General features: G+C 37.4%; 16 protein-coding genes. 1 reads left to right on the forward strand and 15 read right to left on the reverse strand.

Going from position 1 to position 19,688, the window contains the following annotated elements:
- Window positions 1-169: 169 nt before the first annotated feature.
- Entirely contained in the window at window positions 170-1,840 is a 1,671-nt protein-coding gene (locus ACMGGO_RS20265) for a methyl-accepting chemotaxis protein (protein ID WP_048393415.1), read from the reverse strand.
- 234 nt (window positions 1,841-2,074) lie between these two features.
- Between ACMGGO_RS20265 and ACMGGO_RS20270 the strand changes: the two genes are divergently transcribed.
- Complete coding sequence (locus tag ACMGGO_RS20270) at window positions 2,075-3,250, forward strand: FtsW/RodA/SpoVE family cell cycle protein (protein ID WP_257961638.1); 1,176 nt, start codon at window positions 2,075-2,077, stop codon at window positions 3,248-3,250.
- Window positions 3,251-3,307: 57 nt separating this feature from the next.
- Here ACMGGO_RS20270 and ACMGGO_RS20275 read toward each other — a convergent pair whose 3' ends face one another.
- From ACMGGO_RS20275 to ACMGGO_RS20340, 14 genes are all read right to left on the reverse strand, one after another.
- Entirely contained in the window at window positions 3,308-4,288 is a 981-nt protein-coding gene (locus ACMGGO_RS20275) for an N-acetylglucosamine kinase (RefSeq protein WP_420282185.1), read from the reverse strand.
- Window positions 4,289-4,300: 12 nt separating this feature from the next.
- Entirely contained in the window at window positions 4,301-5,302 is a 1,002-nt protein-coding gene (locus ACMGGO_RS20280) for an asparaginase (protein WP_112117296.1), read from the reverse strand.
- Between the two features lie 18 nt (window positions 5,303-5,320).
- Window positions 5,321-6,472 carry an ROK family transcriptional regulator gene (locus ACMGGO_RS20285; RefSeq protein ID WP_054549117.1) on the reverse strand — a complete coding sequence of 384 codons (1,152 nt, stop codon included), beginning with the start codon at window positions 6,470-6,472 and terminating at the stop codon, window positions 5,321-5,323.
- 14 nt (window positions 6,473-6,486) lie between these two features.
- Window positions 6,487-7,368 carry a sugar phosphate isomerase/epimerase family protein gene (locus ACMGGO_RS20290; protein WP_112117295.1) on the reverse strand — a complete coding sequence of 294 codons (882 nt, stop codon included), beginning with the start codon at window positions 7,366-7,368 and terminating at the stop codon, window positions 6,487-6,489.
- Between the two features lies 1 nt (window position 7,369).
- Entirely contained in the window at window positions 7,370-8,428 is a 1,059-nt protein-coding gene (locus ACMGGO_RS20295; protein WP_048393404.1) for a Gfo/Idh/MocA family protein, read from the reverse strand.
- A gap of 13 nt (window positions 8,429-8,441) precedes the next feature.
- Complete coding sequence (locus tag ACMGGO_RS20300; protein ID WP_112117293.1) at window positions 8,442-9,320, reverse strand: sugar phosphate isomerase/epimerase family protein; 879 nt, start codon at window positions 9,318-9,320, stop codon at window positions 8,442-8,444.
- A gap of 18 nt (window positions 9,321-9,338) precedes the next feature.
- Window positions 9,339-10,304 (reverse strand): ABC transporter ATP-binding protein, encoded by a 966-nt coding sequence (locus ACMGGO_RS20305; protein WP_048393399.1) that lies wholly within the window; start codon window positions 10,302-10,304, stop codon window positions 9,339-9,341.
- Complete coding sequence (locus tag ACMGGO_RS20310; protein ID WP_319839889.1) at window positions 10,297-11,289, reverse strand: ABC transporter ATP-binding protein; 993 nt, start codon at window positions 11,287-11,289, stop codon at window positions 10,297-10,299. The genes ACMGGO_RS20305 and ACMGGO_RS20310 overlap by 8 nt, the downstream gene beginning before the upstream one ends.
- An 11-nt stretch (window positions 11,290-11,300) precedes the next feature.
- The gene (locus ACMGGO_RS20315; RefSeq protein WP_048393395.1) at window positions 11,301-12,197 is read right to left on the reverse strand and encodes an ABC transporter permease; all 897 of its coding nucleotides are present in this window, start codon (window positions 12,195-12,197) and stop codon (window positions 11,301-11,303) included.
- 13 nt (window positions 12,198-12,210) lie between these two features.
- Window positions 12,211-13,134, reverse strand: a complete 924-nt coding sequence (locus ACMGGO_RS20320) for an ABC transporter permease (protein ID WP_205446714.1) — start codon at window positions 13,132-13,134, stop codon at window positions 12,211-12,213.
- Window positions 13,135-13,199: 65 nt separating this feature from the next.
- Window positions 13,200-14,783, reverse strand: a complete 1,584-nt coding sequence (locus ACMGGO_RS20325; protein ID WP_374805874.1) for a glutathione ABC transporter substrate-binding protein — start codon at window positions 14,781-14,783, stop codon at window positions 13,200-13,202.
- A gap of 482 nt (window positions 14,784-15,265) precedes the next feature.
- Window positions 15,266-16,618: an aspartate aminotransferase family protein gene (locus ACMGGO_RS20330; protein WP_066037025.1), complete on the reverse strand. Its 1,353-nt coding sequence runs from the start codon at window positions 16,616-16,618 to the stop codon at window positions 15,266-15,268.
- Between the two features lie 24 nt (window positions 16,619-16,642).
- Complete coding sequence (locus tag ACMGGO_RS20335; RefSeq protein WP_305193571.1) at window positions 16,643-18,172, reverse strand: CoA-acylating methylmalonate-semialdehyde dehydrogenase; 1,530 nt, start codon at window positions 18,170-18,172, stop codon at window positions 16,643-16,645.
- Between the two features lie 24 nt (window positions 18,173-18,196).
- Window positions 18,197-19,609 carry an amino acid permease gene (locus ACMGGO_RS20340; protein WP_048393384.1) on the reverse strand — a complete coding sequence of 471 codons (1,413 nt, stop codon included), beginning with the start codon at window positions 19,607-19,609 and terminating at the stop codon, window positions 18,197-18,199.
- Window positions 19,610-19,688: the final 79 nt, after the last annotated feature.

The following is a 19,688-nucleotide window of genomic DNA, read 5'->3' on the forward strand; positions in this document are numbered from 1 at the left end:
AACAAGAAAAATATTGTGCTACAAAAATACACAAAACACATTTGTACATCTCAAAAACACAAATCATTTACACTTTCATAAGCTAGTTTTGTAACCATGCAAAAAAAGAATCTTCTTTGCTATTTTTTGCAAAGAAGACCCTTTTTGAATATTATTCTTTAATATTAAATTATATCGAAAAACGTTTGACAGCTATTTGCAAAACTTTTGATACTTTGCGCAATTCCTTAATATAATTATGGAACTGTTGCTGAGCTTTTAATTGATCAGCTGTTAACGTAGCAACATGCTTAGTAGACACGGCATTCGTATCGGATAAGGCTGTCAGCATACCCGCATCCTCACTTACCTTCTGCGTGTGATTGGCAATCTCTTGAACCGTAGCAGATACTTCCATAATATATGGCTTAATAGTATGTACTTTTTCTAAAATTTGATCAAAACTTGACGCAGTTTGTCCTGTAACAGCTACACCTTTTTCAGTCGCTACTAAAACCCCTTCCATCATTTGTACCGCATAACTCGAATCTAGATGGATGTTTTGTACAATGGATGTAATCGTTTGTGTCGATTGAACAGTTTGCTCTGCAAGCTTACGAACCTCATTAGCCACTACTGCAAAGCCTTTACCATGCTCTCCTGCTCTAGCGGCTTCAATGGAAGCGTTTAAAGCCAGTAAATTAGTTTGCGCTGTTATTCTTTCTATTACTTCAATCATTTGATCAATCGATGCAGCCCGCTCTACTAAATTAAAGATAGCTGTATTAGATTTTTCAACCGCCTGCTTAATAGCTTGCATTTGTGTTAAATTAGCCTGTACAATTTCAGTTCCACTTTCTGCATCTCTGGCCGTTTTTTGTGCAAAACTTTCTACAACCTGAACCTTTTCTAAAATAACCTGTACATCATTTAAAACCTCCTCTAAGGAAGCAGTATTCGAAGCTAGTTTACTAGAAGAAGCAGACGTTGACTCTGAAATAGATTGTACATCCTTCGCTATTTTTAATGTCGTTGTTGATGATTGCTCAGAGGATTTCTGCAATTTGCCTGTCATTTCTTCTACTTCATAAGCACTGTCTGTGACAGTATGTAGTAGTCGTTTCACCTCTGTTACCATTTGATTGTATGACAGAACTACTTCACCAAGCTCATCATGAGCTACATAACTTGCATTGGCAGTGAAATCACCTTGTTCTGCTCGTTTTAATAATGACTTTAGTTGACGGGTTGGCACATTGACTGCCTTCGTTGCAATAAAGCCGATAAGGATAACAAGCAAGACAACCGCTAAGCATACGCCACCTAGTAACCAGTAGCCAAATTGTACATCTTTTTGATAAGCCTGCTGTTGGTCTTTTGCTCGTTGAACCAAATAATTTTGCGTGTCTTCTAATAATGCATGACTCTCCTGACTAATTGGTAAAAATGTTTGCACATAAAACTGATCTAGCTCACCATGGTTCAATTGCTTAAAGTTCTCAATGGCTTCTTCCTGCTTCTTAAGCAATGACTTATACTTCTTAATTTGATGACTCATCTTCTTGTCAATTTCTTGGCTATCTAGATGATCTAAAGGCTGCGCCATGTTTTGTAAAATGGCTGTCATTTCTTTATCGTCACCCTTCGAATCTACTATAAAATCTAATCGACGCTGTGATTCTTCTAGCTCATTTAGCCATCCAATTGGGACAAGTCCCTGTGTGTAACTCTCACTTGCATGCCACGACATTTTCCTTAAATAATCTACACTGAATACACCTAGCAATACATTCGATAATACACAAACAATCATGAGTACAAGTAACTTGTCCTTCACCTTAATGAAACGGAAAAAATGCATGATCCTTGGCTCCTCCTCCAACTCTTACCAATAATGATAGTATAGAGATATAAAGCCAGTGTTATATTTTTGTAAATTTTAATCGAAATATTAAGAATTTATACCCATCATTTAGTTTTATTTAGGTAATTTAACTCGCTAAATTAGCCAGATTATCGCTACTTATTCATACTATTTTTAGAAAAACATTCGCAACCTTCCATACATTGTAAGCGTTCATACTAGAGAATGGAGGTGTTACATTTGACGCAATTCAAGAAGTTAGATTGGAGTTTAGTAATAAGTCTTCTTTTACTCGGCGCTATTAGTTGCCTTTTTGTCCATTCTAGTAGTGTAAATTTTGAACAGTATGCAAGCTCCTTTATTATCAAACAGTTTTTATTTTATGTCATCGGATTAACCATCATGCTTGGAATATCCTTGCTTGATATTGAACAGTTGAAGAAGATTGGATGGCCATTTTACTTCCTAATAGTTGCTTTAACGGCTGGTCTTATTGTTGCTCCTGAAAGCATTGCTCGAACGATCAATCAGGCAAAATCATGGTATCAAATCCCGTTTTTAGGTTCTCTCCAACCCTCGGAATTTTTAAAGTTTGCTTTTTTAATAGTTGTGAGTAAGGTCATTATTGCTCATCAAGAGAAAAATGTCCGCCCCTCCTATCTAGCAGATTTTTGGTTACTTATAAAAATCGGGCTAATTGTCCTTCCTCCTACGCTACTTGTTTATAGACAACCCGATACAGGTATGGTCATGTTGTATATGGCAATGATTTTACCGATGATTTTCTTTTCAGGTATTCATAGAAAGCTTCTTGTCGTATTTACGACTGTTCCTCTAGTTATCATCAGTACGCTGGTAGTGCTCTATGTCAGATTTAATGAATTTTTTACAGAGAAGGTTTTAGGTGCTCTATCAGGACATCAGATTTCTAGAATTTATGGATGGCTTCAGCCTTATGAATATACAGATTCTTCTTTTCAAGTACGCCAAGGCTTTATGGCTATCGGGTCAGGAGAATTTGTGGGCAAGGGCTATCTACATAACAATGTCTATGTACCAGAAAAACATACCGATTTTATATTCTCTGCTATTGCAGAAGAGCTAGGTTTTATTGGAGGAGCATTTGTAATCGCGCTACTTTTTTTTGTTATCTATCGTATTGTCGTTATTACGGTAGTAGCGCGAGACCCCTTTATGACTTTAATGGGGGCAGGTATTTCAAGCTTACTAGCCTTTCAAATTACTCAAAATATCGGCATGACCATTGGGCTTTTACCTGTCACAGGTGTCACCCTACCCTTTTTAAGCTATGGTGGAAGTTCGTTATTATCCAATTTTATGCTTATCGGAATCGTCATGATCATTCATCATTCATATAAGGGGTATATGTTTAAAGTAGGAGACTGACAAAATGCAAGTAGAGACATGTATATGCTATTCTCTACTTGCTAAGTTAAGGGGGGATTAATTCGTTAAAAACTTCTTCATACTTGCATTATATTGATCGATAAATAGCTTTGCCTCATTATATGGTAATCTTAAAGCAGCTAAAGCGGCACCACCTACCGGTAAGCTATAAGCACCCACGAAGTCATATTGATTACTATTCTTTTTATCAATAGCGATTAATTTTTTAGTAAATAGCTCCAATTCATTAAAAACGCCACCAGCTAGCACTACTTTGACTTGCTTATGTGCAAACGGTTTTTTTTTGTAACAAGCGTCTATACTTTGATAAAAAACATGGCACACTTGATCAATAATTGTATTGGCTTCTCCATCACCACGTTTAGCGCATTCAATTGCAACCTTACTTAAAGGTGATATGGTATCCCGCGGATGTCCTTCGCCATATACCACTTCAATTATCTGCGGAACGGATTGTAATCGAAAATATTCTAATACCGCTGCTGTTAGAAGCGTTTCAGGACCTCTTTTGTCGAATGCTTTAAATACCGCTTTTAATGTGCGAATGCCAATATCATAGCCACTGCCCTCATCATCAAAAATATAACCCCATCCTGCTGTACGCTCAATTCTTCCAGATGCATCTATACTGAGTGTAATCGCACCCGTACCAGAAATTTGTACAATGCCTGGCTGCCCCAAGGTTCCCGCATACAGCGCGTTCATTCCATCATTCGATAGTGATAGTTGACAGTCTTTCGGTAAAAGCGAAGTTAATAATGCATAGGTAATTTTCTCATTATTATTTTCTGTTACACCAGACAGGCCCGCATGGCACTTTGTAATGTGTTGAAATTCGTGAGGCTGTTGTCTTTTTAAATTATTTATTAATTCTGTTATCGTCTCTGTAAAATGCTCGAAGCTCATGGATGTGGGATTACTTTTGCCTGTTTCTGCTAGCGCCATAATTTGCCCATGACATGTTGAGATTGTTGCAATCGTTTTCGTTCCACCACCATCTATTGCCAAAACATGCAAGTGCCTTCACCTCTATACAATTTTAATTGTAGATACAATTTCTCCTACCTCTACCCCTGCATCATTACGCACAAATGCAGGAGACAATGCTTTAATACGCTCAATTGTTTCTTGATTTGTATACTGCATTTGTTCCAATACAGAAGCAATTACATTGGGCCACGGACTTTCGGAGCCATTCATAATTTTCAAGGCAAAACTTACTCCTTCATTTCTTAGAGCAAAACAGTATACACCCTGTGCTCCGCCCTTCGCCACAATATTAGGGTCCTTTAATAATGCCGTACAAATAAAGTTTTGCGCTGCAATGATATGACTCTCTTGATTCATTACTGCTGTAAGTTTTATTACTGCTTCACGAATTAGTTCATCATCAATCAATTCTGGTCGTGCTAACTTTAAATAGGCAATGGCCATGTTTTTTAGCGGAATCGCAAAGACAGGCGCACCACAGCCATCAATCCCTGTACGAATTCTCTCTATCTCATATTCACTTAAATAAGCAATATATTTTTTTATCATCTGTTGCAGTGGATGTTCTGGATGACAATATTGCTTGACATCATAGCCATTTGCTAAACATGCAGTTAAAAATCCTAAATGCTTGCCCGCGCAATTATGAAAGAGTTTCCTCTTTTCAAATCCCTGTTGAATATACTGTGTTTTAGGTTCCTCATTTAATGGATAGGATGCTGCACAAATTAAATCATTTTCATTAATAGGGAGTTTTTCCAGCAAAGAGACTAATGCCTCTTGATGATAAATTTCACCTCTTTGCGAAGCCAGAAATAATGCACTTTCATTTGAAGTAATCCCGTATTTTTCTATAAAATCAGTCATAAAAATGGGAATGGCTTGAAATGGTTTTGCTGCAGAACGAAAATACACAGGCTCATAGTCTTGACCTACAGAGACGAATTCTTCCTTCGTTAGATTCACAGCACTCATTTGTCCATAATGCACATTTTCCATTAATCCTGAACGATACTCCTTTAAAAATTCTGAGTAAGCCACGAATCAACCAACCTTTCTTTAAACAGACAGCAACTGCTTTTGTGCTTGTAATGCCGCTCCTTTAACAACCCCTTCTTTTAATTGATTGGAAAACTGCAAATCAAAGTAGGGTTGTAATTCCTTCCATATATACTGTTTACACTTTTCACTAAGTAGTTTTTGAAATGTCACATTGTGCTCAATAATTTCTCCACTGACGATGACAGCCTCTGGTTCGTATAAACAAACTAGATTATTGATGGCTATAGCTAGAAAAGTAGCTACATCTTGTTGAATATCGATTGCCCATTGCTCACCTTGATCAACACACTGCAAAATCTCTTCTATTGATTGAATATTAAGATTTTTAGGTGTTCTTTTTAACAGCGTAACTTCAGAAACATACATCGATAAGCATCCTCTTTTACCACAGTGACACATTTCACCAAAGGGATTAATCGTTATATGACTTATTTCTCCAGCTTTATTTTGAATGCCACGATACACTTCTCCATTTAATAATATGGATGCTCCTATTCCCGTTCCAATTCCCACTAAAATACAATTTGAATACTGTGGGGTATAGATATCACCAATTTCAGCAATGATTTGCATTTTTAATTCATTATCTACGATGACTTCACAACCAAAAACACCATTTAAATCTTCTCTTATATGGCAGTTTTCCCACTTCAATTGCTCAGAGGAAACGATAATTCCTTCCTCGTTATTGATTACTCCTGGAATTCCTATCCCAATGCCTAGTAATTTATCCTGAGCAATCTGATATTCTGTCATGATATTTTCTATAGATCGTTTAAGTAGATATATAGCTTCTTCGTATTGATGCTTGATGCTACATTTGACTTCCTGAAAGGCAATAAGCTTCCCTAAGAAATCTAATATACCTATTCGAATAGTAAAACAGTCAATTTCTATACCAATCGTATATAAAGCATCTTCGCGCATATGAATTAACGTAGGACGTCTACCAATGGCTGTTTCTTCCGATACCCCTTCAAGAATAAAGCCTTCAGCTTCTAGTTCTTGCACAATACGCGTAATGGTTGTAGGGCTCATTTTTGTATATTTTGATAATTGAATTCTTGAAATTGGCGCCATCTGCCTTATTGCGTCAAGCACAATATATTTATTTTGTCTTCGCATTTGTACTTGATCTTGCTTTTTCAAATTAGATTCAACCCCTATTTAAACTTTTCTATGAATTGTACAGCTTCTTTGATGTCTTTTTCGGGATTTGATCTCACTTCTCGTTCAATAGTTAAATAGCCATTGTATCCGATTTCTTGTAAAGCTGAAAAATAAAGCTCGAAATTGACATCTCCATGACCTAATGGAAGTTCTCTGAAAAACTCTCCATTTTCCACCATTTCTTCTATTTTATCATGAGATGTTCCAGAATCGTATCCTAAGTACCCGTACACATCTTTAGGATTCGTTGACTGCAGTTGAATACCATCCTTTACATGTGTATGTACAATATATTTCTTTAATAGTTTGACTCCAGCTACAGGATCATCTTTTGTTACCATCACCATATTGGCTGGATCAAAATTAACCGATACACCGTTCGTTGATAGCTTATCTAAAAACTCTTTTAATGTTTTACTCGTTTCTGGCCCTGTTTCAATCGCAAAATAAGCATCTAATGATGTAGCATATTGTCCTAATTCTTCACAAGCTTCCAGCATTGTTTGATAGATTGGGTCATTTTCATCTTCAGGAATAATACCGATATGGGTTGTAACAATGGATGTTCCTAGGTCCTTGGCTAATTGCAGTATTTCTTTCGATTTCTTGATTTTCCAGGCATTTTCTGCTTTATTTTGGAAGCCATGTCCTCCTAAATCTCCACATAAGGCGGAGATTTCTAGACCTAACCCTAAAATATACGCCTTCAATTCTGCTCTTTGTTCAGCATTTAGGTTATCGGGGTCCAACTCACCTGAAACGGCATACATTTGTACCCCCTGTGCCCCAACTTCTTTCGCCTTTAACAAACCTTCACGAATAGGTAAACGAAAGCTGTCTACTATCACACCGATTTTATTATCCAATTTCACCATTTTAATAAACAACCTCCTTTCCTTCAGTTGCAGAAATATAAATACCTTCTAAGATTTTCATAATTTCTACCCCATCCTCCACAGGTGCAACTGAATCATAATGATGAAGGCAACAATCAACAAATGAATTAATTTCATTTTGAAAGGCAGTTGCAAAATCAAAAGTTAGATCGTTAATTTGAGGATGAATATTTAAAATCGTATTATGCTCTTCACTTACAATTTTTAATTCAGGCTCTAGCTCTGCTCCACCGTTCGTGCCATATAGCTTAATACTTATTTCATCTTTTAAAGCATGTAGTGTATAGGAAACGTCTACCATTAGCGATGCTCCATTCTCAAATGTAATGAGGGCATTTGCTAAGTCTTCTACTGTGTTTTTCGTTGCATCATAGTCTGCAGCCTTATAGAAGGATAAATTTTCTATATGATTTCGATTTCCTAATTGATTGTAAGTATGACCTGTTATACGTTTCACCTTTGGTCTACCCATTAAGTACCAGCATATATCAATTACATGTACCCCTAGATCAATTAAAGGTCCGCCGCCAGACTTATCAATTTCAGCAAACCAGCCTCCTGGATTCCCTAATCTTCTTAGGCAGGAAGCTTTGGCATAATAAATATCGCCCAATTTGTTATCGTCGATGAAGCTTTTCAGTACTTTGGTATTTGTTGCAAATCGTCTTACATAGCCCACTTGAAATACTTTCTGATGCTTTTCTGCAACCTTTTGGATATTTAGAGCCTCTGCATAAGTCATAGATAGCGGCTTTTCTATTAGAACATGTAAGTCATTTTCCAAAGCAAAAATCGCCAATTCTGCATGCGTATTATTCCATGTACAAATACTGACAGCATCCACATTTTTATCTGCGAATAGCTCTTCTTTTGAAGAAAAAACATGTGTTGCTCCAAATTGGGCTGCTTTTGCTTTGCCTCGTTCAATGGAGGCATCATACACGCCATATAATTCAACGTATGGATTATTCGTATAGGAACCTAAGTGAAAATCTGAAATAGAACCTGTGCCAATGACACAAACTTTTAATTTGTCCATGTGCTTTCCTCCTTTAGAGCTTGCATTCATTCCATAAACGACGTACATTATCCATCCCTATTTTTGAACCAACTTGGCAATCTTCCATCCCTTCAAACTCAATAGTAAGATAGCCATCATATCCACTACCTTTTACGAGTTTAATAATTTCTCGAATATTTATATCACCATGCCCGACAATAGCACCTCTGATGTAGTTGTTATGAACTGTTCGGAACCACTCGCCCTCACCTGGATTTTCATAATAAGGACGAATATAAAAATCTTTGAAATGCACTGTAGCAGCATAAGGAATGTTTTTCATAACACCAATGAGAGGCTCTTCATCAATACATAAAAAATTACCGATATCTAAAGTTGTTTTAAAGTTGTCTCTGTTTACCGCATGAATTAATTGTTGTACACGATCACTTGTTTGAACATTAAAGCCATGATTTTCAATCGTTGTCGTAATATTAAATTGTTTTGCGTAATCTGCAATTAACTGACAGCCTCTAACCATTTCTTCAAAATGCTCGTTGTAATAATGAATGGATGTTTGCTCCTTTGGTAAGGTAAAGAGAGTAACGTCATGGCGCATAATGTGAATACCCATATGATGTACTACATCAATATGTTTCTTTAAACGTTCAACTTCTTCTAAAAAAGCTTCCTCCGTATCCTGAATAAAGTTAGCAGGTAACGAATAGGCAGATAACTCTAATCCTAGCTCTGCTGCTTTATCTTTAATTTCAGTTGCAAGTTCATAGTTATCTACAACCGTAAATTCATAGGGCACTAATTCTACATGCTGACCACCGTTGTCTGCTACCCATTGTAAAACATCTAGAACATCCATCTCTCCCTGTCTCATTTTTTTAACCATGCTGTATGTGCTTAACCCTATTTTCATTTATAAACATCCTCTCCATTAGTTAACAAAGTGACATGCAACACTTTGCTCTTCGTTAATTTTCCTCATTTCTGGTATAGCTTGCTTACATATATCTGATGCAAAGGGGCACCTTGTGTGGAAGGTACAACCACTCGGCGGATTTTTAGGATTTGGAATATCACCAGTTAAAACGATCTTCTTTTTTCGTAATGTTGGGTCTGCAATCGGTACGGAAGCAATGAGCGCTTGTGTATAGGGATGCTTTGGTTCATTAAATATGGTTTCTTTACGCCCAATTTCTACAATGGATCCTAAATACATAACCCCAATATAATGGCTAATATGTTCTACAACACTTAAATCGTGAGAAATAAAGAGATAAGATATTTTATATTCTTGCTGCAATTGCTTTAATAGATTCAATATTTGTGACTGTATAGATACATCCAACGCAGACACAGGCTCATCAGCAATAATTAATTTTGGCTTTGTTATTAAAGCACGAGCAATACCCAAACGCTGTCTTTGTCCACCACTGAACTCATGTGCATAGCGATCAGCATGTTCAGCATTTAATCCAACGACTTCCAGCATTTCAAGCACTAGTTTTTCACGCTCTACTTTCGAAAGTTTTGTATGAATTTCTAAAGGCTCTCCAACAAGCTCCTTGACCTTCATTCTTGGATTCAATGAGGCATATGGATCTTGAAAAATCATTTGAACAGTTTGCCTTAAGTGCCTTAATTCAGATGGCTTTGCAGTAGCTACTTCTTTCCCATCCACAACGATACTTCCATTCGTTGGTGCTATCAATCTAGTAATTAATCTGCCCGTAGTAGATTTCCCACAACCACTTTCCCCAACTAAACTAAATGTCGTACCTTCTTCTATTTCAAAGGAGACATCTATAACTGCGTTAACATATTGCTTTTTTTGAAATAACCCTCCGGCTATTTGAAAGCTCTTTTTTAAATTCTCCACTTTTAATATACTGTTAGGCATTTACTTCCACATCCTTTTTCACATATAGCCAGCAGCTACATTGGCGTGTAGCCGAAATTTTTACTGTCGGTGGACTCTCCTGATGGCATATAGACATCGCTTGATTACAACGTGGAGCAAATTTACAACCATTCGGCATATTTTGTGGGGATGGTACTTGACCATTGATAGAATCTAATACTTCTTTGTTATCACCAATTTTCGGTACAGATGCAATTAAACCTTTTGTATAGGGATGCTTGGGGCTAGCAAATAATTCAAAGACATCCGCTTCCTCTACAACCTGCCCTGCATACATGACCACTACCCTATCACACATTTCCGCCACAACACCTAAATCATGTGTAATTAATAAAATAGCTGTCTCATTTTCTTCCTTTAGCTTTTTCATTAGCTCTAAAATTTGAGCTTGTATCGTGACATCAAGCGCAGTGGTTGGTTCGTCGGCAATAAGTAAATTAGGGTGGCAGGCCATAGCCATTGCAATCATTACCCGTTGGCGCATTCCTCCTGAGAGCTGATGTGGATATTCATAAATGATTTCCTCGGCTCTTCCTATGCCCACGCTTTTTAACATTTGGATTGCATGATGCTTACTTTCGTTTTTCGGCAGCTTCAAATGCATCTCAATTGCTTCCATTAACTGCTTGCCTATTTTTAAGACAGGATTTAAAGAAGTCATGGGCTCTTGAAAAATCATGGCCATTTGCTTGCCACGAATCTTCCGAATTTCTGATTCGGACATTTTCGTCAAGTCATGTCCATTAAAATGTATAGAGCCATTGACGATTTTGCCTGTAGTACCGTGAAATAATCGCATGATGGATAACGATGTTAAGCTTTTTCCACTGCCCGATTCTCCCACTAAGCCTACTATCTCTCCTTTACGGATGGAAAAATTAACACCTCTTAAAATTTTGATTTCCTTATTATCACGCGTAAAGGACGTTTCTAAGTCAATTACTCGCAATACATGTTCTGGCATAGGCATTCTCCTTAATTATTTTTTATTTTTGGATCTAACACATCTCGTAATCCATCACCTATTAAGTTAAATGCTAGTACGGTTAAAAATATGGCAATACCTGGCATGATGACTACATGCGAAGATGTCCCTAAATAGTCGCGCCCACTACTTAGCATTACTCCCCACTCAGGCATTTCAGGGCTTGCACCTAAGCCTAAAAAACTTAAACCAGAAGCTGCTAAAATGGCTGTCCCTATACGCATTGTGACAAAAATGATTAACTCACTAATTGTTTCAGGGAAAATATGTTTCCACAGCACTCTAACATGCGATGCTCCCATAGATTGTGCTGCTTCTACATAGACATTCTCCTTCGCATTCAATGTAGCACCTCTGACTAAACGAGCAAAAGATGGCACACTAAAGATCATCACAGCAATGATGACATTATTAATACCAGGGCCCAATAAGGCTACAATGGCAATCGCTAATAATAAATCAGGGAATGAAAACAACACATCACAGCTACGCATGATGATTTTGTCAACCCACCCACCGAAGTAACCGCTAATTAAACCTAAAATAGTTCCTAGTATTAAGCCTAAAAATACGGCACTGAAACTCACCATTAAGGATATTTTTGCGCCTACTATTAAACGACTAAAAATATCTCGACCATACTCGTCCGTTCCTGCCAAATGACTTGCACTTGGTCCCTCTAATAAAGCATTATAATTCGGTTCAAAAGGATCGTAAGGTGCGATATAAGGGCCAATAATAGCGATTACAATTAACAATCCTATAAAGATACTTGCTACCAAAGCAGCCTTTTGTTTTTTAAAAGACTTCCAAAATTCTTTAAGAGGAGAGTATTTTCTTTGTGTATTTTGCACTTGGCTATTTTGCACAGTAGTTGGTGAAGTCATTTTGTTCCCTCCCTTAAGAATTTAATTGGATTTTTGGATTTAACACGGTATAAAGCACATCAACAATTAAATTGACTAAAATAAATTCAAATGCAAATAACAGCAGTGCAGACTGAATGACGGGATAATCTCGAAATGCGATCGAATCGATTAGAAGTCGTCCCATTCCTGGAAAACTAAAAACTGTCTCCACTACCACTGATCCTCCTAAGAGAAATCCAAATTGTAAGCCTGCTACAGTTACCACAGAAATCAAGGAATTTCTTAAAGCATGGGTCACAATAACGGAGTGTTCTTTCAGTCCTTTTGCTCTCCCTGTTCTTATAAAATCTGCTTGTAACGTTTCAAGCATGGAAGAACGAGTAAATCGTGCGATCATTGACATAATGCCAGCTCCTAAGGTCAAGGAGGGTAAAATATAACTAGAAAAGCCGTCTAATCCACCTGTCGGAAATAACCCTAGCTGCACTGAAAATAATTGAATCAATAATAAGCCCAGCCAAAATCCTGGAATCGAAATGCCAGAAACAGCCGTTACCATTCCAAAATAATCAGGCCATTTGTTTTTATTGATGGCAGAAAGAACACCAATCACCAAACCCATTAATGTAGCCCAAAACATGGAAAGGAAAGTAAGATGAAGAGAAGGCATAAACCTTGTTTTAAACATATCAATGACAGGTAGTCCTGTTGTTAAAGATGTGCCAAGCTCACCCGTCATAAGATTTTTCATATAATCCACGTATTGTTTAAGAATGGGTTTATCTAAACCCAACTCATGCCGTACATTTTCAACATCTTCTAGCGTGGCATCTTTACCAGCTACTAATCGTGCAGGGTCACCTGGTATGAAATGAATGAATAAGAATGTTAATATGGAAATGACAATTAATATCGGTATCATTTCAACGGTTCTTCTTGCTATATATTTCCACACGCCGCCTTCCTCCTTTCTATTTTGTAGAAAAGGAATTGACTAGCATCAATTCCTTTTATTGTGTTTTACTCCACTTTTGCATTTTTCACATCTAGTCCACCTGTCGGGTTTACTAGTACACCGCTGACATTTGAACGTACACCATATACAACCTCATCTACCCCTAAGAAAATCCAAGGTGTATCTTGATAAACGACTTCCTGTAATTTTTCATATAGTTCAGCTTGGCGATCTACATCTGAAATGGAGTTAGCTTCATCCATTAATTGATCTGCCTCCGTATTATGATAGTAAGCTGTATTTGCACCATTTGGTGGGAATGATACGCTATGGAAAAGAGGCTTTGTCGCATTCGTTATATCCGAAGCATAGGCTGACCAACTCACATACCACATTTGTAATTTCGCATCATCTGGTGTTTGTGCACCATAGATTTCGTCTGATAAAGTGCCTTCTTCCATCGATTTAATTTCTACTTTTACACCGATTTGACCTAACTGTTGTTGAATAAACTGCATGCCTTTCATCGTATCAGAGTTTGTGTTCCCCCAGATTTCAATATCGAAGCCATCAGGATAGCCTGCCTCAGCCAACAATTCCTTTGCCTTTTCAATATTGTGTTCATACATTTTTTGTTGCTTATAATAAACGGTTTTTGAAGGAATAATGGAGTCTAATGGTACACCCAGCCCTGCATTCACCACTTTTAAATAAGCATCCTTGTCTACCGCATAGTTAAAGGCTTGTCGAACTTTAATATCATCCAAAGGTTTTTTATAGGTATTTAAGGAAACATAGTGTGCAATTGTAGAAGGAACCTTATTAACTTCTACATCTTTACTATTAGAAAGCTCATCAATATTTTGAGCTGGCACTGGATAGATAACCTGTGCATCACCCGCTTTTAGCATCGCTACGCGAGATCCGTTTTCTGGCACTGGTTTATAGGTGATTTTAGCAACACGTTCTCCACCATCCCAATAGCCGTCAAAGTTTTCAATTGTTAAATGGTCTCCTTGTACCCATTCAACAAATTTATAAGGACCTGTACCAACAGGTTTTTTAGGTATATCTGCTGAATTTTCTTTAATCATTTTTGGACTAATCATTTTGGCAACTCCGAATCGAGTAATCATTGGTCCATATGGTTCTTTTAAAGTAACTTTAATTTCATAGTCGCCTAGAATTTCAACATTGCTGATTAAGCTAAAGCCTCGAGAATATAAGCGTAAGCTTTCATCATTCATGATTCGTTCAATATTGGCCTTTACAGCCTCAGCATTAAACTGTTCCCCGTCATGGAAGGTAACCCCTTCTTTAAGTTTGAAGGTATAGACAAGAGCGTCTTCACTAATTGAATAATCATCTGCTAAAACCTTAATAATTTGTCCATCTGCATCGAAGCCTAGCAAACCTTCTAGCATTGTCTCCTGTACAGAACTCGAATTAGTATCCCCTGTGTTATGCGGATCCATTGAAATAAAGTTTTCATTTACAGCGATGACAAGTTCATTTTTAGAACTAGCTGTACCTGATTCTGCAGTAGACTTATCCCCAGTATTTGATGCGTTAGAATTGTCTTTCTCTGCGCATGCCGCTAAAAGCAACGTACATAGAATTACAAAAACCAATTTTTTAACATAATTCATCTCATCTACTCCCTTTGTAAAAATCTATAAGAATATTTCTTAAAACTTAAATTAAGAAATATAATTACCAAAAAATATTTATTTTCTCCACTGATGAAAATAAGTAGGCAAAAAATAAACTATATTTTCTTACGATTAGACAATTCAATTCAGGAAAAATTGCTCCCTCAACTATCACAATTGCTTTTAATCAGAAAGTATAGTTCAAAATACAAGGTGTATTTATTCCACTGCTGAAAATAAATGATTAAAAAAATATTCCCTCTCAGGACATTTTTATTATCAGAAAATTAATTATTTTTTAACAACTATAAACTATGAAATCTATTATTTCCACTATTTTTTAAATAAATTTCAGAATTTTATAATTATTTTTATAGAAATATAATAATTATCCCTAGAATTTTTGTTGCCTCAAAGGCCAATAATAAAAGTTCTAAAAGCCCTTATTACATGGCTTTTAGAACCTACATGAATAGTTGCTATAGCGTATTTATACTATTCACAACCACATTTAGTATGCGGTCAAGATCTTCTTGTGCAATATTAAGTGGTGGTGATAACGTTAAGACATTATTAAACCCTGCTACAGTAGCTCCATTTTTCCCAATGATGACCCCTTGCCCTTTACATGCTGCAATGACAGCATTCACTTTCTCCACAGGCAAAGGTTCTTTCGAAACTTTATCTACCACTAATTCAATTCCAATCAATAAGCCTTTGCCTCGTACATCTCCTACATTTGGGTGAGGCTGTAATTCTTGTTGCAGTGTTTTTAGTGTTGCTGCACCAATTTCCTTGGAACGGTCAAATAAAGCCTCTTGCTCAAGAATCTCAATATTTTTTAATGCGACTGCACATGCCACCGGTGAGCCACCGAATGTATTTACATGGCGGAAATAGCCGTATGCATCTGATCCAGTAAACGCCTCATATATTTCACGCTTTACCGCTGTAGCTGATAATGGTAAATAGGCACTTGTAATTCCTTTGGCCATTGTAATAATATCAGGCTTTACACCATAATTCATAAATCCAAATGGCTTCCCTGTACGACCAAAGCCACAAATAACCTCATCCACAATCATTAAAGCGCCGTGTTTTTTGCATACTTCTTCAATTCCTTTTAAATAGTTTTCTGGAGGCATAATGACACCCCCACCTGTAATAATAGGCTCTAAGATCATTGCTGCAATTGTATCGCTCAGCTCCCATGTCATCGTTTTGTCTACGGCCTTTACACTCGCTAAATCTAATGGCGCAATAGTCTCACTTTCATGCTCACGATATTGATCAGGTGGTGCAACATGGATAAAGCCAGGTGATAGAGGCTCATATTTATATTTACGCTCCGCCTGCCCTGTTGCCGCTAATGCACCGAAGGAATTCCCATGATAAGCACGGTAGCGAGAGACGATTTTATAGCGCGAGCTTTGTCCTTTTTGCTGATGGTATTGTCGAGCTATTTTAAAAGCTGTTTCATTCGCTTCTGAACCACTGTTAGAGAAGAAAATAACATAATCTCCACCAAGCATTTCATTAAGTTTTTCGGCTAGTTCCACGGCTGGTAAATGTCCCTGAGATAAAGGTGCATAAGCATTTTTCATCATTTGTTCATGGGCTGCATCCGCTAATTCTTTACGACCATAGCCAACATTGACACACCATAGCCCAGCCATCGCATCAATATATTCCACACCATCTGTATCAGTAATTCTTGCACCATCAGATTTCTCTACTACATACGTGGCTTGTGGATTATAGGGTTTCATCGAATGCCATACATATTGCTCATCCTTTGCTAATACATCACTTTTAAGATTGATCTGCGTCATCGCCAAACACCCCTCATTATTATTTTAGTTTTTCGCATCGTTATTACTTGGGAACGCAAAGGAGCTTGCTGTATCCTCTGTCTCATCGGGCCAACGTTCAGAAATCGTTTTTGCCTTTGTAAAGAACCTCGCCTGATCTGGACCAAACATATGCCCTTCACCAAACTTAGAGCGTTTCCACCCACCAAAGTTATGATAGCCAACTGGAATTGGGATTGGCACATTTACCCCTACCATACCCACCTCTATTTCTTCTTGGAATTTACGCGCTGCCGCACCACTGCTTGTAAACATTGTGACACCATTGCCAAGCTCATGATCATTTATTAAATCAATAGCCTCTTGTAGTGAATCAACCCCTACTACAATACGTGCAGGACCAAAGACCTCCTCTTTGAAAATCGTCATTTCTGGTGTGACATGATTAAGTAATGTAGGACCAAGATAAAAACCATTTGACGATTCACATACTTTTGGATTTCTTCCGTCGATGACAAGATTCGCTCCTTCACTGACTGCCCCATCGATATAACGTATAATCGTTTCCTTTGATTGTTTAGTGATAACAGGACCAAAATCGACGTCTTGCTCTGTATAAGGCCCTACCTTTAGTTCGGAAATTTTATTTTTCAATATTTCCGTAAATCGTTGCTCCGTATCCTTCCCTACAACGAGTGCACCAGAAATAGCCATGCAACGCTGAGATGCTGCGCCATATGCTGCTCCTAAAAAGGCATTTGCTGTCTGTTCTAAATTGGCATCAGGCATAACAATCATAAAGTTCTTTCCACCACCAAATGCAGCGACTCGTTTATTGTGCTTTGTCCCAGTTTGATAGATATATTCAGCAACAGGCGTTGAGCCAACAAATGAAATTGCTTGAATCTCTTTATTTTCTAATAGTTCATCGACTGCCTCTTTATCTCCATTAACCACTGTCCAAATACCGTCTGGTAGACCTGCCTCTTTCCATAATTGGCTCAAATATAATGCTGAAATAGGTACACGTTCAGATGGCTTTAGAATAACTGCATTTCCTACCGCAACAGCCATACTTGTAATAGCCAGTGGTACCATAACAGGGAAATTAAATGGTGCAATGGTTGCTACTACACCAAGAGGCGATTTGGCAGAAAAAGCATTAATATTTCCACCTACATTGACGGAATACTCTCCTTTTAGCATTTGTGGGGCACTGATCGCCATATCCACAGATTCAATACCACGAACAATTTCACCTTTCGCATCTTCCTTAGTTTTTCCACTCTCTTGGCAAATCACATTGATAAGTTCTTCCTGTCTTTCTACTAACAGCTGACGGAAACGATGTAGCACTTCTACCCGCTTCCCAATTGATGTTTTTTTCCATGCTGGAAAGGCTTCCTTAGCTAACTGAATAGCATGCTTTACCTCGGCTCTTGAAGCAAGGGGTACTCTTGCAATAACCTCACCTGTTGACGGATTATATACTTCAGAGAATCTGTTACTTGTACCTGCTACCTCTTCTCCTTTGATAAAATGTGTTAGCGTTTTCATTTCTTGTTGAACTGTCATAATTGACCACTCCTTTTTTTCGTCTTATTGTTCAAAATCAAACTTGTCTTTTGTGAAAAGGGAACTTGATTCATCGGCTTGTTTGATCACCTTTTTCTTTTGAGTCAGCATATAGAAAATCATCACAATGGCCACAATAACGCATGTAAATAAAATTTGTGAGCGCATAGACTCTATAAAGAACATCGCAATGAGTAATGCTGTTGTTGCTACTATTGTTAAATATGTTAAATATGGAAATAGCCACATTTTCACCTTTAATAGCTCTGGATTTTCTTGCTCAATCTTCCGTCGCATTCTTAACTGTGAAAAGGCAATGATTAAATAAAGAATCAACGTAATAGCACTACAAGAACTTAATAAAAACATAAATACTTTATCTGGCGACACATAGTTCATAATGACCGCAATATATGAGAAAAATGTTGCGGCAAGTATGGCATTAACAGGTGCACCATTTTTATTTAATTTTAAAAATGCCTTTGGTGCTTCTCCTTTTTCCGCTAAAGAAAATACCATTCTTGATGTAGCATATAGTGCTGAATTTAGGCATGATAATACAGCAGTTAAAACAACAAAATTCATAATTTGTGCGGCTGCAGGAATACCAATATAATCAAGTACCGCTACATAAGGACTTGTTAAAATATCTGAGGAATGCCAAGGCAATAGCGTCACTACAACTGCAATAGAGCCTACATAGAAAATTAAAATACGCCAAGTAATAGAATTGGTAGCTTTTGTGACAGCGGCTAACGGTTCATCCGATTCACCAGCAGCAATCGCAACGATTTCTGTCCCCATAAATGAAAAAATAACGATAACGACACCCATTAGAACAGCGCCAAAACCATTTGGCAAAAAACCACCCTGTTCAACTAAATTGGTCATACCAACAGCATTAAAGTTTGGAGCAATACCAAAGATAATAAAAGCACCAAGACCTAGAAAAACGACTATACTTGCAACCTTAATAAGAGAGAACCAATACTCAAACTCACCAAAAGCTTTGACAGAAAGAACATTTGTTAATGTAAGTGCTACAGTTAATAACAGACTTAAAAGCCATAAAGGAATCCCATCGTACCAATATTGAATAATGGCAGCTGCTGCTGTTGCCTCTAAAGCAATGGCAATCACCCAGAAAAACCAGTACAACCATCCAATCATAAAACCTGCCCACGGACCAATGGCTTCATGTGCATAGTGAGCAAACGATCCACTCGTTGGATTGACTGCCGCCATCTCACCTAGCATACGCATAACTAATACAACGATAATTCCTGCAAATATATACGATAAAATTGCCCCTGGACCAGCTAGATTAATGACCGAGCCACTCCCCATAAATAGTCCAGCACCGATTACACCGGCAATCGCAATCATCGTCATATGCCGCTTCTTTAATCCTCTTTGTAAATGCGTTTGTTGCCCCATATCTGTCACCTCTTTTAGTAGATTGCTTGATCGCTTACAAAAATCTTACATCTTTCATAACGTTGAAGTAATAGACAAA

Origin of the sequence: Lysinibacillus sp. BNK-21, assembly GCF_048684915.1 — a bacterium.
In the GTDB taxonomy this organism is placed as follows: Bacteria; Bacillota; Bacilli; order Bacillales_A; family Planococcaceae; genus Lysinibacillus; species Lysinibacillus capsici.

Excerpts from the sequence above, each read along its gene's own strand:
- ACMGGO_RS20265 (WP_048393415.1), bottom strand. The coding sequence starts at position 1,840 with ATGCATTTTTTCCGTTTCATTAAGGTGAAGGACAAGTTACTTGTACTC.
- ACMGGO_RS20290 (WP_112117295.1), bottom strand. The coding sequence starts at position 7,368 with ATGGTGAAATTGGATAATAAAATCGGTGTGATAGTAGACAGCTTTCGT.
- ACMGGO_RS20295 (WP_048393404.1), bottom strand. The coding sequence starts at position 8,428 with ATGGACAAATTAAAAGTTTGTGTCATTGGCACAGGTTCTATTTCAGAT.
- ACMGGO_RS20300 (WP_112117293.1), bottom strand. The coding sequence starts at position 9,320 with ATGAAAATAGGGTTAAGCACATACAGCATGGTTAAAAAAATGAGACAG.
- ACMGGO_RS20305 (WP_048393399.1), bottom strand. The coding sequence starts at position 10,304 with ATGCCTAACAGTATATTAAAAGTGGAGAATTTAAAAAAGAGCTTTCAA.
- ACMGGO_RS20310 (WP_319839889.1), bottom strand. The coding sequence starts at position 11,289 with ATGCCAGAACATGTATTGCGAGTAATTGACTTAGAAACGTCCTTTACG.
- ACMGGO_RS20315 (WP_048393395.1), bottom strand. The coding sequence starts at position 12,197 with ATGACTTCACCAACTACTGTGCAAAATAGCCAAGTGCAAAATACACAA.
- ACMGGO_RS20325 (WP_374805874.1), bottom strand. The coding sequence starts at position 14,783 with ATGAATTATGTTAAAAAATTGGTTTTTGTAATTCTATGTACGTTGCTT.
- ACMGGO_RS20330 (WP_066037025.1), bottom strand. The coding sequence starts at position 16,618 with ATGACGCAGATCAATCTTAAAAGTGATGTATTAGCAAAGGATGAGCAA.
- ACMGGO_RS20335 (WP_305193571.1), bottom strand. The coding sequence starts at position 18,172 with ATGACAGTTCAACAAGAAATGAAAACGCTAACACATTTTATCAAAGGA.
- ACMGGO_RS20340 (WP_048393384.1), bottom strand. The coding sequence starts at position 19,609 with ATGGGGCAACAAACGCATTTACAAAGAGGATTAAAGAAGCGGCATATG.